The 15,610-nt window shown below is 44.2% G+C and carries 12 protein-coding genes; 8 read left to right on the top strand and 4 right to left on the bottom strand.

Features of this window, described 5'->3' with window-relative positions:
- The first annotated feature begins 250 nt into the window (after positions 1 to 250).
- Both H6G03_RS10955 and H6G03_RS10950 read left to right on the top strand, forming a co-directional pair.
- Entirely contained in the window at positions 251 to 673 is a 423-nt protein-coding gene (locus H6G03_RS10955) for a BlaI/MecI/CopY family transcriptional regulator (protein WP_190464407.1), read from the top strand.
- A complete protein-coding gene (locus H6G03_RS10950) occupies positions 673 to 1,515 on the top strand; it encodes a M56 family metallopeptidase (RefSeq protein ID WP_190464406.1) in 843 nt (280 codons plus the stop codon). Before H6G03_RS10955 ends, H6G03_RS10950 begins: the two co-directional genes overlap by 1 nt.
- Here the strand turns inward: H6G03_RS10950 and H6G03_RS10945 are convergent.
- Together H6G03_RS10945 and H6G03_RS10940 are read right to left on the bottom strand one after the other, a co-directional pair.
- Entirely contained in the window at positions 1,496 to 3,109 is a 1,614-nt protein-coding gene (locus H6G03_RS10945) for a response regulator (protein ID WP_199315250.1), read from the bottom strand. The two genes, H6G03_RS10950 and H6G03_RS10945, sit on opposite strands and share 20 nt — an antisense overlap.
- Complete coding sequence (locus H6G03_RS10940) at positions 3,100 to 6,174, bottom strand: PAS domain-containing sensor histidine kinase (RefSeq protein ID WP_190464405.1); 3,075 nt, start codon at positions 6,172 to 6,174, stop codon at positions 3,100 to 3,102. The genes H6G03_RS10945 and H6G03_RS10940 overlap by 10 nt, the downstream gene beginning before the upstream one ends.
- Before the next feature lie 575 nt (positions 6,175 to 6,749).
- Here H6G03_RS10940 and H6G03_RS10935 point away from each other — a divergent pair.
- Positions 6,750 to 7,094, top strand: a complete 345-nt coding sequence (locus H6G03_RS10935; RefSeq protein WP_190464404.1) for a hypothetical protein — start codon at positions 6,750 to 6,752, stop codon at positions 7,092 to 7,094.
- An 18-nt stretch (positions 7,095 to 7,112) separates the two neighbouring features.
- Positions 7,113 to 9,815 (top strand): CHASE2 domain-containing protein, encoded by a 2,703-nt coding sequence (locus H6G03_RS10930; protein ID WP_190464403.1) that lies wholly within the window; start codon positions 7,113 to 7,115, stop codon positions 9,813 to 9,815.
- Positions 9,816 to 9,830: 15 nt separating this feature from the next.
- On the opposite strand, the gene H6G03_RS10925 is transcribed toward H6G03_RS10930, so the two are convergent.
- Positions 9,831 to 11,015, bottom strand: a complete 1,185-nt coding sequence (locus H6G03_RS10925; protein WP_190464402.1) for a CapA family protein — start codon at positions 11,013 to 11,015, stop codon at positions 9,831 to 9,833.
- Positions 11,016 to 11,382: 367 nt separating this feature from the next.
- Complete coding sequence (locus H6G03_RS10920) at positions 11,383 to 12,168, bottom strand: RNA polymerase sigma factor SigF (protein WP_190464401.1); 786 nt, start codon at positions 12,166 to 12,168, stop codon at positions 11,383 to 11,385.
- 349 nt (positions 12,169 to 12,517) lie between these two features.
- Between H6G03_RS10920 and H6G03_RS10915 the strand changes: the two genes are divergently transcribed.
- From H6G03_RS10915 to prfB, 4 genes are all read left to right on the top strand, one after another.
- Positions 12,518 to 13,246 carry a Bax inhibitor-1/YccA family protein gene (locus tag H6G03_RS10915; RefSeq protein WP_190464400.1) on the top strand — a complete coding sequence of 243 codons (729 nt, stop codon included), beginning with the start codon at positions 12,518 to 12,520 and terminating at the stop codon, positions 13,244 to 13,246.
- A gap of 100 nt (positions 13,247 to 13,346) precedes the next feature.
- A complete protein-coding gene (locus H6G03_RS10910; RefSeq protein ID WP_199315249.1) occupies positions 13,347 to 13,556 on the top strand; it encodes a papain fold toxin domain-containing protein in 210 nt (69 codons plus the stop codon).
- Between the two features lie 108 nt (positions 13,557 to 13,664).
- A complete protein-coding gene (locus H6G03_RS10905) occupies positions 13,665 to 13,955 on the top strand; it encodes a hypothetical protein (RefSeq protein WP_199315248.1) in 291 nt (96 codons plus the stop codon).
- A 352-nt stretch (positions 13,956 to 14,307) separates the two neighbouring features.
- A protein-coding gene (prfB, locus tag H6G03_RS10900) for a peptide chain release factor 2 (protein WP_199315247.1) occupies positions 14,308 to 15,433 on the top strand; the annotation gives its coding sequence in 2 pieces (ribosomal slippage) (positions 14,308 to 14,382 and positions 14,384 to 15,433; 1,125 coding nt in all).
- Positions 15,434 to 15,610 lie beyond the last annotated feature (177 nt).

Here is a 15,610-nt window from a genome sequence, read left to right as displayed (position 1 = left end):
CTAAAGGGGGAAAAGTAGTTTTTATCATCCTAATTGGCGAGCTATTGACAAATGCCTCATTCCTATGTATCCCGACTTTAGTAAGCTGGGTAGAAGTGCAGTTATTCAATGCTGATATTATGAGTAATGATAAGTAAATTACCTGGCTTAAATCAAAAGACAAACTGTAAAACTTCGCTCCACAGACCGAACCAGAAAAGATAAAAATACCTTCACATAAAGAGTAAACGTAGCGGTAAGATAAAATACTATGGCATCTCTACCAAACTACCGTCCCAAACAACTTTCCCTTGGCCCGTTGGAAACAGAGATCTTAAACATTGTTTGGGAACTCGGTGAAGCGACGGTCAAAGACGTACACGATCGCATTCTGGCAGACCCAGACCGAGAATTAGCTTATGCTTCAGTGACGACAGTGCTGCGTCGCCTCACCAATAAAGGTTGGCTGAGTTACGAGAAGAGAGGGCGTACCTTTTTTTGGCAACCGATGCTAACTCGCGGTGAGGCTCAAGTCATCAAGGCGCACGATCGATTGCAGCAATTTCTGGCAGTGGGAAACCCTGACGTAGTAGCGGCTTTCGCTGATAGCCTGGATTCTGCTAGCATAGAGCAATTAAATGCCATCGCCCAACGTATTGCTGAAGCACGCCTTGCCAGAGAGGAGGGGAAGTAATGCACTTATTTATGATGCTGGCTGTTGCGATCTTGGCATGGTTTTTTAGGTTGGGTCGCATAGAGCCAATGGGGAATTGGAGCGATCGCTATTCGCGAGTGCTGTTATTATTTTTATTTCCGCCTTTGTTACTCCTGACGACAGCTGTTTCTGTGGTTTGTATGGGCCCAGAGGGAGAAATGGTGGATATTGGCACTGGATGGTTAAGCTACTTACTGGCGAGCGGCTTTTTAGGTTGGGTTGTCTTAAAGTGGCTGAAGGCAGCAATTAAAGGATGGCTGACTGTAAGAAAAGTTCGCAGCTATCCGCAACTGAAAGTGGAGGGAAAAATTTGCCGCCTTCTCGATACGCCCATTCCCTATTGTGCCCAAATCGGTTTTTGGCAGCCAGAATTAGTTGTCAGCCAAGGATTGTTGGAAAAGCTCGATCGCGCTCATCTAGAAGCAGTATTGGCCCACGAGAAAGCGCATTGCTATTACCGGGATACGTTCGGGTTTTTCTGGCTGGGGTGGATGGGATCGATCGCTCCCTGGTTGCCGAATACAGAGAGCTTGTGGCAGGAATTATTGGTATTGCGGGAACTTCGGGCTGACAGTTGGGCTGCACAACTTGTAGATCCCCTGCTGTTAGCTGAATCTTTGTTACAAGTAGTAAGCTATCCCGCGATGGAGTCGGATAGTTTATGCGCTACTTTCAGTTCGGCTGTGCGTAAAAATCGCTTGCAACAAAGGATTGATGCCCTGCTAGGAGAACCGGTGTCGCCGCGTCAGTTAAGCTGGTGGTCTTGGGTTTTGTTACTGACTGCATTCTTACCTTTAATAGCTATACCTTTTCATAGTTGAAAGGAAGTTGCACAATAAAGGAAACTTGCCTGTTACTGCTCTCAACCCGAATCGAACCGTTGAGATAATCAACCAATTTTTTAACTAACGCCAACCCTAAACCAGTGCCGCTTTGCTTCCAACGGTCTTCACTGGGAATGCGATAGAACTTGTCAAAAACGCGAGGCAATTCATGGGCAGGAATTTCCACTCCCGAATTAGTTACCGACAATTGTAGAATTTCTTTTTTGGCTGTATCTTCGCTAGCAGGGAGAGCGCAGGCATTAACCGCGATATATTCACCTGGAGGTGTATATTTGCAGGCATTGTTGATTAATTCTCTGACAATGCGCGTCAAACTGGAAGAGTCGGAAATCAACGAAGGTAAGTCAGGAGAAATATTTACTTCCAATGTTTGTTGGTTGCTTTGCAGACATATTTCAAAAGCATCCGCTACATGAGGAATCAATTCTTGCAAATTAATTTCTGTCGGTGTTAAAGTATAAGCATCTGCGTTGAGACGCTGCAAATCCAGCAAGTCGTTGACCAGATTTAGCTGTCGTTCGCACTGATCGCGTAAAATTTGAAAGTAGCGAACCGCCGGGGAAGGGTCTGCTGTTGGGTTAGCAAATAAATCTCCTTGTCGAGCGAGTACAACTTCCAGCATTTCGATCGCCATTTTGATATTCGATAGAGGAGTTCGCAATTCGTGGGATACCGTACTCAGAAATTCGTCTTTGCTGTCATTGAGCCGCTGAAGTTCTGCCATTTGTTTTTCCAGCAGTTTGGCTCGTTCTAAGGCGCGGTTGCGTTCTTCTGCTTGTCTCCGTTCCGTGATGTCCCGAAACACCAGAACGCAGCCTACAACTTCTCCTTTTTGATTTTTCAGAGGAGCGGCGCTGTCATCAATTGGCATTTCTGTGCCGTTTTTGGAAATGAGTAAGGTATCTGGTGCCAGATAAAAAAGAGACCCGCTTTTAAGTACTTCTTTTACAGGATTTTCAATTGCCGATCGCGTCTTTTCGTGAACAATATTAAATACTTTTGTTAAATCTTCATCAATTGCTTCGTGTTGTTTCCAACCTGTCATCGATTCTCCTCTGGGATTGAGGAATTTTACGCAATATTTAGTATCTACAACAATCACTCCATCGCCGATACTTCTAAAAATAGTCTGCAACCATTCTTCTCTTTCTTTTAACTGCTTCTCTAGTTGATATCGCCGCAGAGCGGTTTCGATCGCTACATACAATTCTCTCTCTTCAAAGGGCTTGATCAAGTAGCCAAACGGCGCTGTTTGTTTGGCTCGTTCTAAAGTACTTTTATCCGAGTGACCGGTCGTATAGATAACTGGAATTTGGAAAAGCTCCCAAATTTGCTCGGCGGCTTGAATTCCATCCATATCCCCTTTAAGCCGGATATCCATCAGCACCAAATCGGGATGTGTTTCTGCTACTTTTTTGAGTGCTTTTTCGCCGGTGTCCGCAATGGCAATGACATTGTAGCCCAAATCTTCCAAGCAATCTTGCATATCCTGGGCAATAATTCCTTCATCTTCTACGATGAGAATGCGAATACTTGTTATACTGGTAATATTTCGCATATTTAAAGACACGATCCTTTCCCTCCCGCAAAAGCAATCCTGAACTGGGTGCCATTGCTAGTGTCAATATCTATCGTACCGTCCAACTGGCTGACCAATCTTTTAACTAATTTTAGTCCCAACGATGTTGCTGTTTCAATGTCAAAATCTGCTGGTAACCCAATCCCATTATCTTTGAATATCAGCACGTTGTTTTTATTTTCTTCAACATAAAATTCGACTTCAATTTTTCCTTGAGCATTGCCAGGAAAAGCGTATTTGAGAGAGTTGGAAATCAATTCGTTGAGGATTAACCCACAAGGGATAGCAGTGTCAATATCCAGAAAAAATTGATTAATTTTGCTCTCAATAACGATATTTCCGCTCACTCCATAGGAACTAAACAAGCTAGCTGCCAAGCTTTGAACGTACTCTTCCAAGTCGATTTCCGATAAGTCTTGGGAGCGATACAGCTTTTCATGGACTAAAGCCATAGATTTGATGCGATCTTGGCTATCCTTCAAGATCGCAGCAATTCGATCGTCAGAAGTTCGTCGCGCTTGCATCCTTAGCAAACTGTAAATAATCTGCATATTATTTTTAACGCGATGGTGAATTTCCCGCAGCAACACCTCCTTTTCTATCAGGGAAGCTTTAATTAGTTCCTCTGCCTGTTTGCGATCGCTAATATCCCGACCTTCGGCAATTAACATGATTACTTTACCCCTTTCATCTTTGACAGGCTTAATGGAAAAGTCAATCGTTGCAAGTGTATTTCCAGCACCTTGCAAATTTACTTCGTAACGGACAAACTCACCCATAGCAGCGCGAGCGATCGCATTTTTCAATTCATTTTGAGTTGCTGCTGAAATTGCCCACCATTGGGCTTCCCAATACGGACGCCCCACCACATCCGATCGTTGCAATCCGCCAAAGTCCAAAGCGCTTTGATTTACTTCCAAAAGGATACCATCTGGTGATAGCAAACCCACAAACTGAAATGTGAGATTAAATATCGCATGAAATCGCTGTTCGCTTGCACGCAGAGCATCTTCTGCTTGCTTGCGATCGGTAATATCTCGTCCTACAGATTGGAACTCGACAAAGTTGCCGCGATCGTCAAATATGATGCGATTGATCCACTGCGTCCAGCGAACTTCACCAGCAACGATGACTCGATTCTCAATTGTGACAACTGGGTTTTGCGCGTTCAGCGTGCTGAGCAGTCGATCGATCTTTTCGCGGTCTTCTTCAAAAATGACAGGTGCGTAGCTTTTGCCAATCAGCTCCTCCCTTTTTTTGCCAAAAAAGCGGCAGTAAGCTTCATTGATATAGGAGAGCGTACCATCAGGCTGGAAGCGAGAAATTAATTCGGTCTGATCTTCCAGGATACCCCGATAGCGTTCTTCGCTTTGCCGCAGAGCCGCTTCTGCTATTTTGCGATCGGTAATGTCTTTAATTTGAGCGATAAAGTAGAGGGGTTCGCCTTCTGTATTCCGTACTATCGAGCCGCTCAACAAAATCCAAACAATATGACCTTGTTTGTGAAAGTACCGCTTCTCCATTTGGTAGAAGCGAATTTCACCAGTTAACAGTTTTTGCATATAGTTGAGGTCAATTTCCAGATCCTCTGGATGGGTAATTGCTTGAAAGGTCGTAGCCAGCAATTCTAGTTCGGAATAACCGGTGATTTCGCACAAGGAACGATTCACTTTCAGCCAGTTGCCATCGAGCCCTACTAGCGCCATACCGATGGCAGCATAGTCAAATGCGCTGCGAAAGCGTTCCTCACTTTCGCGCCGTATTTCCTCTGCTTGTTTGCTCTCAGTAATGTCGCGCAAAAATGCGGTGCAAATTATTTCGCCATTTATTTTCAGTGTGGAAATAGAAGCTTCGGCGGGAAATTCCGTACCATCTTTGCGACGACCGAAAATTTCGCGGCTGGCTGCCATACGCCGCGTTTTGCTAGCAAATTCACCGAAGTTGCTGACGTGCTGACGGTGAGCGATCGCAAAGCGATCTGGCAACAACAAATCGAGAGATTGCCCCAATATTTCATCAGCTGTGTAACCAAAAATCTTTTCTGCCCCTTGGTTAAATAGAGTGATGCGTCGATCGCCATCAACGGAAATAATCGCATCGCTGGCAATTTCCAAAATGCCTGCAAATCGAGCCTGAGAAGCTCGCAGTGCCTGTTCGGCTTGGTCGCGGTGATGGTCGGTACAGTTGAGCTTGTAGGCATTCCAACCGATCGCACTGACAAAGGCGATCGTATCTAAAATGCTCTCTAAGGCTTTTGCCATTTCAAAAGAGTAAAAACTTTGCTGGTAGCCTAAATTACATAAGCCTTTCACGAAAATCGGCACCACAAGCGCCACAAACAACAGCCGTCGCGCCATGATGCTACCCACACCATCACCGCTGAGCAACTTCATTATTCCTCTATCGGGACGGGCGCACAGAATGCCACTTGTCAGTAACAGCAAAGCGATCGGCGTGTGGATTGCCATACCCGTGTAAATTCCGGCTGTGTAAAAATATATGCTCCCGTATACGTAGCTCAGCAGTCCCAAAAAGGCAATCAGCCACGCCCCTAATGCGATCCCCTGCACCATCAGAAAATTGGGGTGACGAACGTTCAACAGCAGCAAGGCAAACCCCACTAGCAGAAATGCCAGCGCCGTGTTGGGAGCTGTGCTTCCTGGAGATTCTGGCTGCTGCATTAGCAGTCGGTCAATATCGAGATTGGCGTTAAAAACAGATTGAAGCAGTGTCAGGAAAGCGATTAGGACAATAAAAAACGCCAAAATAAAAATCAAAAATTGAATTGTGGCTTGGAATTTTTTATGTTTAATTTTTAATTTCCAACGCCACAACCACAAACACGCTCCTCCCAGAATCAAACCAAAGGCAGTAGTAATTTCGATTGTGGACATCCCCGGAAAAAATTTTTTTAAATTTTCCATATTAAATGGCCATCCCCAGAGCGCCAACAAACCAAATATAATTACCAAAAAGCTCATGATTTCGCAAATATTTTGTTGCCAAACCTTTAAATAGTAAGATTTTTCGCGTTGTGAGAACTTAAATTTATCCATATCTTCACTCCTGACATACATAAAAAATGAATAGTTAAAAAAACAGTTTTTTTGTAAAGTTATACATTTTTATTAAAAACGTTTTTCTATATTGATAAAGGTATGTGTGGGTAGTAATTGGTCTTAAATATGCCTACAGATTGATTGTAGCATTTCCCGAAAAAAGTAAAATTAACAGATGGGGATAAATATTAAGTTTAATAAAAAAACATATGAAAAGAGATAGTCGAGATATGGGGAAGCTCGCAATCAAAAGAGCGTAAAAGTAGGAGGTAAAGCAATGGATAGAAAGCATCTTGTCGCCAGCAATTGCAGGCACAAATTTTTGTGTTTTTGGGGTCTATAAATGTTTTTTATTCAAATCATTTTAAGGGCTAGTTCTTTTTTTACCGAGGCACTAGATACTGAGATGTAGCCCGTTCGTATAAGTGCGATCGCGCACTTTGTTTGTGCTACAATCTTATCGTCCGTGTCAGCAATAACAAAAGAAAGCTGCGATCGTCTGCGAGTTGAAGCTAGAAGGTACACAACCCCAGTACAGGAAGCTAGACAAAGCTATTCGTACTGGATGTTTTATGCAAAACAGCATCCTTCGGGCTTGCATGGATAACCAAGTTAAATATCTTGACGATGCCTATGCTGGCTGTAAAGTTTTAGCTTACTACGCTTTCTGTTGGGCAGGAAGCCCACACTGTACCGTCAGGTCAGTGTGGGTAGTTCACCAGAACATTCTAAGTTTGCTTGTCCGGCTACCCAGAGGCGCAGGAACAGTAAAGCCTGCGAACAGACGTACCTGTGTTTGGCTGTGTTTCCACAGCCAAGCAAGGGAACTCGCAGAAATCGGAAATCTCAGCAGCAATGCCGAAATTCACCCGCTATACCTTGGAGTTAACCGTGGGAGCAGATCGATTAAATTATGACTGCTGAATCTTAAACTAATGAATAATTATCAATATCAAGTAGGCGGAAGTTTAACCAGCGATGCCCCCAGTTATGTAGAGCGACAGGCAGATGTAGAACTTTACGAAGCCCTAAAACAAGGTGAGTTTTGCTACGTCCTTAACTCACGTCAAATGGGCAAATCATCGCTTTTAGTAAGAACAAAACACCGTCTCGAACGAGAGGGATTTAAATGCACTGCTGTAGATATGACGAATATCGGCAGCGAAAGTATTACTCCACTGCAATGGTATAAAGGTCTTGTTGCGGAGTTGTGGTCTGGCTTCAAATTATTAGGAAAAATTAACTTAAAAGCTTGGTGGAGAGAGCAAGAAGATGTATCTTACTTACAGAGATTGAGTTGGTTTATTGAGGAATTAATCAGAATTCATTTTCCAAACGATCGCCTATTTATATTTCTTGATGAAGTTGATAGTATACTTGGTTTAGATTTTCCTGTTGATGATTTTTTTGCGCTAATTAGGTTTTGCTATAACCAAAGAGCAATTAACCCGGAATACAAGCGAATTACTTTTGCTATTTTTGGGGTAGCAACGCCATCGGATTTAATAAAGCAGAGAAGTCGGACTCCATTTAATATCGGCAAAGCGATAGAAATGCGCGGCTTTGATTTGCAGGAAGCTCTGCCATTAGCGCAGGGATTAAAAGTAAAATATGGAGATGCTCAGACAATTTTAAAAGAAATTTTAGCTTGGACGGAAGGACAGCCATTTCTCAGCCAGAAAATATGTAAATTAGCTACGAGTTTAAGCCCAAATACTACAAACGGAGTGCTGACTATTCCGCCAGGAACAGAGGCATATTGGGTAGAAAGCATCGTGAGGTCGCACATTATCGATCGCTGGGAATCTCAGGATGAACCGGAACACCTGAGAACCATACGCGATCGCATCGAACGCAACGGCAAACGCACTGGCCGAATGCTGGGAATTTACCAAAAAATTTTACAAGGAGTGCCAGTTGAAACAGATGATAGCCCCGAACAGATAGAGTTGCTCCTCAGTGGATTGGTTGTCAGACACCAGGGATTGCTAAAAGTAAAAAATCGCATTTATGAAGCAGTTTTCAATCTGCAATGGGTAGAACAACAATTAGCATACTTACGTCCTTATTCGCAGTCTTTGGAAGCTTGGGTTGCTTCCAAACGAACCGATGAATCTCGTTTGTTGCGCGGACAAGCGCTCAAAGATGCGTTAGCTTGGGCATTGGGCAAAAGTTTAACCGACTTAGATTATCAATATTTGTCTGCCAGTCAAGAATTGAGTAAGCGGGAAACAGAAGTTGCCCTTGAATCTCTAGCACAAGCTAATCAAATCCTTTCCTCTGCCAGACGGAGAGTGAAGAAAGAACGTCTCAAGCACAGAATTTGGCTTGGTTGGACTGGGATAATTGCTGTTTGTGCTGCCAGCACGATTATGCTGTTACGTTTGACGGGATTGTTGCAGGGGATGGAATGGAATGCTTTAGACACATTTTTTAGCTGGCGTCCTTTAGAATCACCCGATCCGCGTATAGTTATTGTCACTGTTGATGAAACCGATATTACTAAGATTAGGAAGTGGCCCATTCCCGATTTATTTTTGGCCCAAACAATTAAAAATATCAAAGCTCGCAATCCTAGAGTAATCGGTCTCGATTTATATCGAGATTTACCTGTAGAACCAGGTCATCAGGTATTAGAGGAGATATTTAAATCTACGCCCAATCTAATTGGAATTGAAAAAATTGTCGGCAGTCGCGTCAATCCACCGCCAATCTTAGACAAGTTACGGCTAGTTGGGTTTGCCGATGTGATATTAGATGCGGATGGCAAAACCCGTCGCGGTTTGATATCGGTGGAAAGCCAAGATCGAGTTCATCAGGCTTTGGGATTGCAGCTCGCTTTAATGTATTTGAATGCGGAAAAAGTGACTGCGAAACAAATAGATCGGCGGCGGTTGCAATTCGGTCGAGCTTTCTTCGCACCATTTGATAGTAATGATGGCGGATATGTCCGAGCTGATGCTGGCGGTTATCAAATCTTGCTCAACTATCGCGGTACGTTAGAAAATTTCCAAACAATCTCGTTTTCTGACGTGCTGAATAACCGGATACCGCCAGATTTGATCGAAGATCGAATTGTTTTGATCGGAACGACTGCCGAAAGCCTCAACGACCTCTTCTATACACCTTATGGTAGTAATTTATTTCGCACGTCCGATCGCACGCCGGGAGTTGCGATTCACGCTAACTTAACCAGTCATATTTTAAGTGCTGTTTTGGATGGAAGACCTTCCATCCAAGTTTGGAATGAAGCACAAGAGTGGTTGTGGATTTTGCTTTGGTCGTTGCTTGGCGCAGCGTTAACCTGGTGGTTTAGGTCTTTGAGAGCGATCGCTCTCAGTATTTGTTTAGCAGTTGCTGGGTTATTATTAGTAACTTATTTGGCTTTTTTGCAGGGATGGTGGTTACCTCTTGTACCGCCGATGCTGGGTTTATTTGGGGCAGCGATCGCTCTCGCTATCGTCATCAACAAACAAGTAGAACAGATTCAACTGCAAAGAATTTTGGAGTTACTTTTACAAGAATGCGTCACTTATCCAACGGCTGGACGCATTGCGATCGAATATCTGAAGCAATCTGAAAATGATAGCGATCGAGCTTGGATCGAGCAGTCGCTAATCGCTCGCAATTTGCACTGAATTCCTGCTACAAATTCACTTATTTTCAGTGCCTAAAGATTTCAGATGATTGTTCATCTGCACGAGTTGCTTTTGCAGAACAGGATAATAAGTAGTTGGAATGAGCGGGTCTTTTTTTGTTTTAACTACTGCTGCGATCGGTACAACCCGAAAATTCAACTTATTATTCAACCTATAATTCTGAGTCCAAGTAGTCATCGCTTCCACGTTGCTAATCTCTATGGTTTTTTCCGGAAAGCGTTTGCGAATGTTCACAGAAAAAATAACGCCAAGGTCTTTGTAATTACCCACCTGATATGCAATAAAATTACCCATTGAATAAATCGCCACCGCCGTTCTGGGTTTGCCATCTTTACGCCGCAAATTGAAAATTTGGTATGGTTGAACAACGTGGGGATGACTGCCCAGAATAATGTCAGCACCCGCTTCTACCAACCGCTTAACCAATTGTTTTTGTGCGGGAGTAGGTTGACGCTGGTACTCATTGCCAAAATGCAAGCAAAGCGTCACTACATCGGCTCCCTCTTTTCTCGCTCTGGCAATATCTTTGACTATTTTCTTTTCATCGAGCAGTGAAATGAGATAGTTTTTTCCTTTGGGTATAGGGATGCCATTTGTGCCATAGGTGTAAGCCATTATCGCCATCGAAATGTCGTTTTTACGGACAAACAAAATCTTTGAAGCTGACTGAGGTGAAGTAGCCGTGCCAGTTGAAGGTATGCCCCGCTTCTGGATATTCTTAATCGTATTAATTATGCCCTTTTCGCCTTTATCTAAAGCATGATTGTTGGCATTTGTCAATACATTAAATCCAGCGTTTTTGGCAGCATCGACTATTTCAGCGGGCGCATTAAAAATCGGAAATTCTGAGTAGCCGAATTCCGCACCCGCTACAGGAACCTCCAGATTAGCGATCGCCCAATCACCTGTAGAAATTATCGGTTTTACTTCTTTGAAAAAGTTATCGAAATTATAGGTTTTAGTTTGGGGATTGTAACCCGATCGAGTGAGAGCTAAGTGCATCAGGATATCGCCAACCGCAATCAATTTAGCTTCTTTTGTATAAGTCCTTAACTTTGGCTCGACTTGTGAGTTAGAAGATGGTTTAGTTTGTTCGATCGCCGTTTTATTTCCATTCCCAATTTGACTGCAACCAGAAATCAACAATACGAAAATTATCAGCAGTGATTTAAATTTCATAAGAGTTTAGGCTCCTCAGAAAGTTTATCGAATGAAACTTACGCTTAATGAATTTCCCCCATACCTAGAATACCGATTCAGTATTCAGTATAGGGGACGATCGACTGGGTTTCTTTCGTTGGTAAGCCGGATATTTCGTTGCTATAACCAAAAAAAATCGGTTTTTCCTAAATTTATCCTCGACCAGAACGATTTTTCATAGAAACCGATTTTCTTTGCGTCAGTCTAAAGTTATTTCAACACCTGAAGTCCAAAACAGACAAGCAAGACAAGGAAAAAGGTAATATTTACGGTTGTTTGGCTTATCTATATGAAAAATGTTGTATTGGATTACCAATCATCTTTTCAGGAATCAACTTTTCACGATTTAGCTCGCCAAACCAGCAGTCTGATGTTGCAGCATAGACACTAATTGTTCAATTCCTTTTTGCAGATGTCGGGTTACGGTCATTGGACTGACACCAATCCTTTTAGCAGCTTCTTTCCGGGGTAGTTCCCGTAGAAACACGCACTCAATAGCTGCTCTAGTTTTTTCTTCTAACTGACTCATTGCACCTTGCAGTTGTTGCCGCTCTTCCTCTAGATTTTGGAAAGCTTGGTAGCGAGAGTCAGGTAAAGTTTCTGCCAAACTTACCGGACAATCTACTTGATGGCTAATCGTAGCATCCAAACTGAGGGGTTGACGGTTTTGTGCAGCCAACTGACTTTCACGCCACTCTTGAAGAGATACTTTTAGTAGTTGAGCAATTTCACTATCTTTAGGTGTTCTACCGAGTTTGGCCGTCAGATCTTTGCGTACCTTTTCCCCTTCGTTGTAGAGTTCTTGCCATCTGCGGGGAACCTTGACTATACTACTTTTATCGCGCAGAAAGTGCAGCATTTCGCCCCGAATGTAAGGAATAGCAAAGGAACTGAAAGCACATCCTTGAGTGGGGTCGAAGCGCTCGATCGCACGAATCAAACCAAAATAACCAATTTGTTCCAAATCTTCATAGGGTTCGGCACACTGATGGCTGATGCGGTGGGCAACCTTGCGAACCAAACCAGCGTGCAACTGTACCAGTTGATTCCGTAGAGCAACTGTGGGATTTTGGTGGTAGGAAATCATCTTTTCCATCCCATAGGAGCCGATATCAGACTGAGTTGCTGTCATAAAAAATCCTCTGCCGTCAAACGCCATCTCGTATGTATCTCTTTGAGGTCATCTCTCCTTGGGCTGATATTTAGAGCGTTGACCCTATCTAAATTCATTGTCTGTAGATAAGCAGAGAGATACCATCGTTGTTCCACGGAAATCAGAACAAAGGTTGCACGGAGAATCAGCAGAAACACGCAAGCAATCTCAGCCGCCCCAAGGGTCGGCTTTAGCTTTTTTTAAGGATAAGCGGACAAACTTCCACCACCCTCTCCTCAGCGAATGGCTTAGGATCTAAGTGAAAATAAGACTAAAAAGCAATTTTGGCTTGTTAAGCAAAGATCCCCCAAGCGAGAGAGGAAACTGCATGAGTTATACAAGCAACTTCCGCGAAGCAATTCGGGAGGCCAAAGGCAATGCGCTTGTTGGCCCCAACGTAATTGCCAACGCCCTTCCCTTTTTGGGTGGTGGGTTGGTTTTAACTGCGATCGGCACCTACGGCGGTTTGGGAGTTATCCGTAACTACCCATCTTTATTCTTCCCAACTTTAATCGGTGCCGTTATCGCCGAGTTGGTTCTTTTCTTTGTCGCCCAAGGTGTTGCCGCCAAAGGCAACAACAAACTTGCCCTGCCCCTTTTGGCTACCTACAGCCTGCTGTCCGGCTACACCCTCAGCGGATTGGTATTCGTGGCACTAGGCACAAACGGCGTCGGCATTGAAGGAGTTGGCGTTGCTGCCCTTGGCTGCGGCATCGCCTTTATTGCCAGTCGCCAAATAGGTTCCAATTTATCTGAAGAAGATGGAATCGCCTTGACTAGAACAGTAAGCATGGGGATTATTGCCCTCTGCCTTGTCGTTCTCGGTCAATTCCTGTTGGCACTATTCGGCGTCTATAGCCCAACTTGGTTAGAAATCGGCATCTCCGGCATTGGCGTCTTCTTGTTTGCCGGTGCTGCTGTGGTAGATTTCTTCATTTTGCCGCGCACCTACCGCGACGAGGAGTACCTGCCAGCAGCGCTGTCGATGTACTTAACTTACATCAACTTGTTCGTCTTCATTTTGCGGTTGCTGATCGCCATCAATAGCCGCGACTAACACCTAGTTGCATTAATTTCATCAGTAGGGTGGGCAATGCCCACCCTTTTAGCTTTTTTCAACCTATGCAGTTGCTTAAAAAAACGAAGGTATTATCAAAATGCCCAGTTTCCCACAACTGTCAGACGAAGAAATCTATCGACAAGTAGCCAAGATCGCGGAACAATTTAAAATATTGGAATGCGACGAATGTGCTGCCGCTATCAAAGAATGGTTAAAAGCCAATGGAATTAACGGTATCTATCTAAAAATCAGCCCTCTCGATCGAGCAGATTTTATCGTAAGGTTTTTGATAATCTTTCACCGATAGGGCTATCTAGGGAGGATTGGATCGCAGACTTCTACTGTGCTATTGGTGAATTTACTATTGAGGAAGTAGAAAAATTTTAACTCAACTATTAAGCGAGGATAATAGGCCATGATTTCGCTTTACCAACTTCTGCAAAAAATCAAAGAAAGACCTGGAATGTATATCGGGTATCCTTCTGTTTCCGATCTATTTATGTTTCTATGTGGGTACAAACGTGCTTGCCAAGATATGGGGCTTCCTTTAAGCGATGAAGAAGAGGAATTTCACGAATTTCAGCCTTGGTTGCAAAAAAAATTGGCCTTAGAACCTCGGCTTCTTGGGCTAAAATTATTATGCTTTATGCTGGCAATGAAACTCATGCGTTTGAAATGTTTTTTGAGTTACTGGAAGAATTTGTGAATGAACGTCATCAATTACCAAAGGAATTAGAAAAGTTAGAACATAAGCACGTAGCCAATCTACATTAGAAGTAAGGGATCGCTTACTTTATCTTTAGTTTGAAAATTCCACAAATTTGCGGGCAAAAAATGCGGTAAACCCCTCCCATTTCAAGGGTAATCATCAAAAAGAATCCCCATTTCAAGCTGCCTTATTTTAAGGCGGAGCCAAGCCAAAATCCTCTCATCCAAAATCCTTGCATCGCCTGAGTTTGGACGCAGCTTAAAATAAGGCAGCACGCAAGCTTGGCTTAATAGTCTAAAATAGACAACAGTGCCATCTTCAGCATCACTGAATTATCTCGCTAAGAACCATGATCGAACTTGTAGACATCAAACGCGAAATCGAAACGTTGTCCCAGCGCCTGGGTAAAACCCAGGACTATCTTTGACGTACCTGCACTGAAAGCAAAAATTCAAGACCTGGAGCAGTTAGCGGCGCAACCGGAATTTTGGAACGACCAAACTACTGCCCAGCAAACGCTTCAAGAACTCAATGACCTCAAATCGCACTTAGAGCAATTTCAGCAGTGGAAAAATAGTCTGGAAGATACTAAGGCGATCGCAGAATTGCTGGAGTTGGAAACCGACCCGGCACTGCTGGCAGAAGCCCAAACCAATGTTACCAAGCTCACCCACGAACTCGATCGCTGGGAATTGCAGCAGCTGCTGTCTGGCGAATACGACGCCAAAGGCGCAGTGCTGACCATTAACGCCGGTGCGGGCGGTACAGACGCCCAAGATTGGGCCCAGATGCTGCTGCGGATGTACACCCGTTGGGGAGAGAGCCACGGTTATAAAGTACACTTGACGGAAATTTCCGAAGGGGATGAAGCGGGACTAAAATCTGCCACCCTGGAAATTGACGGTCGCTACGCCTACGGTTACTTGAAAGCTGAGAAAGGAACCCACCGCTTGGTGCGAATTTCCCCCTTCAACGCCAATGGCAAACGGCAAACCAGTTTTGCAGGCGTAGAAGTTATGCCAATTTTGGATAACAGCATCCAGCTGGAGATTCCAGAAAAGGATTTGGAAATTACCACTTCTCGTTCTGGAGGCAAAGGCGGCCAAAATGTCAACAAGGTGGAAACAGCCGTACAGATCAAGCACGTTCCCACCGGCATTGCCGTGCGCTGTACTGAGGAGCGTTCCCAGCTGCAAAACAAGGAGAAAGCGCTTGCTCGACTAAAGGCAAAGCTACTGGTGATCGCCCAAGAGCAAAAAGCCAAAGAAATCGCTCAAATTCGCGGTGACATAGTAGAAGCAGCCTGGGGCAACCAAATCCGCAACTATGTCTTCCATCCGTACCAACTGGTGAAGGATCTGCGTACTGAGGTGGAAACTACTGCGATCGCAGATATCATGAACGGGGAACTCGACTCGTTCATGGAAGCTTATCTGCGTCAGGAAAATCAACTGGTGGAGAGCAGCTCGGTCTGATATCGGAAGAGGGGACAGGGCGTCGGGGTTAGGGCGTCGGGGTTAGGGAAGAGGGCGTCGGGGTTAGGGCGTCGGGGCTAGGGAAGAGGGAAGAGGGAAGAGGGAAGAGGGAGGAGGGAGAGGGAAGACGGAAAAGGGAAAAGATTTATTCTCCCACTCCCCCACTCCCCCACTCCC

The sequence above is a fragment of the Aerosakkonema funiforme FACHB-1375 genome (assembly GCF_014696265.1).
GTDB classification, from domain to species: Bacteria; Cyanobacteriota; Cyanobacteriia; order Cyanobacteriales; family Aerosakkonemataceae; genus Aerosakkonema; species Aerosakkonema funiforme_A.
This window is presented reverse-complemented; position numbering and strand designations above follow the sequence as displayed.

Excerpts from the sequence above, each read along its gene's own strand:
- H6G03_RS10950 (WP_190464406.1), top strand. The coding sequence starts at position 673 with ATGCACTTATTTATGATGCTGGCTGTTGCGATCTTGGCATGGTTTTTT.
- H6G03_RS10915 (WP_190464400.1), top strand. The coding sequence starts at position 12,518 with ATGAGTTATACAAGCAACTTCCGCGAAGCAATTCGGGAGGCCAAAGGC.
- H6G03_RS10905 (WP_199315248.1), top strand. The coding sequence starts at position 13,665 with ATGATTTCGCTTTACCAACTTCTGCAAAAAATCAAAGAAAGACCTGGA.
- H6G03_RS10925 (WP_190464402.1), bottom strand. The coding sequence starts at position 11,015 with ATGAAATTTAAATCACTGCTGATAATTTTCGTATTGTTGATTTCTGGT.
- H6G03_RS10920 (WP_190464401.1), bottom strand. The coding sequence starts at position 12,168 with ATGACAGCAACTCAGTCTGATATCGGCTCCTATGGGATGGAAAAGATG.
- H6G03_RS10955 (WP_190464407.1), top strand. The coding sequence starts at position 251 with ATGGCATCTCTACCAAACTACCGTCCCAAACAACTTTCCCTTGGCCCG.
- H6G03_RS10910 (WP_199315249.1), top strand. The coding sequence starts at position 13,347 with ATGCCCAGTTTCCCACAACTGTCAGACGAAGAAATCTATCGACAAGTA.
- H6G03_RS10940 (WP_190464405.1), bottom strand. The coding sequence starts at position 6,174 with ATGGATAAATTTAAGTTCTCACAACGCGAAAAATCTTACTATTTAAAG.
- H6G03_RS10935 (WP_190464404.1), top strand. The coding sequence starts at position 6,750 with ATGCAAAACAGCATCCTTCGGGCTTGCATGGATAACCAAGTTAAATAT.
- H6G03_RS10930 (WP_190464403.1), top strand. The coding sequence starts at position 7,113 with ATGAATAATTATCAATATCAAGTAGGCGGAAGTTTAACCAGCGATGCC.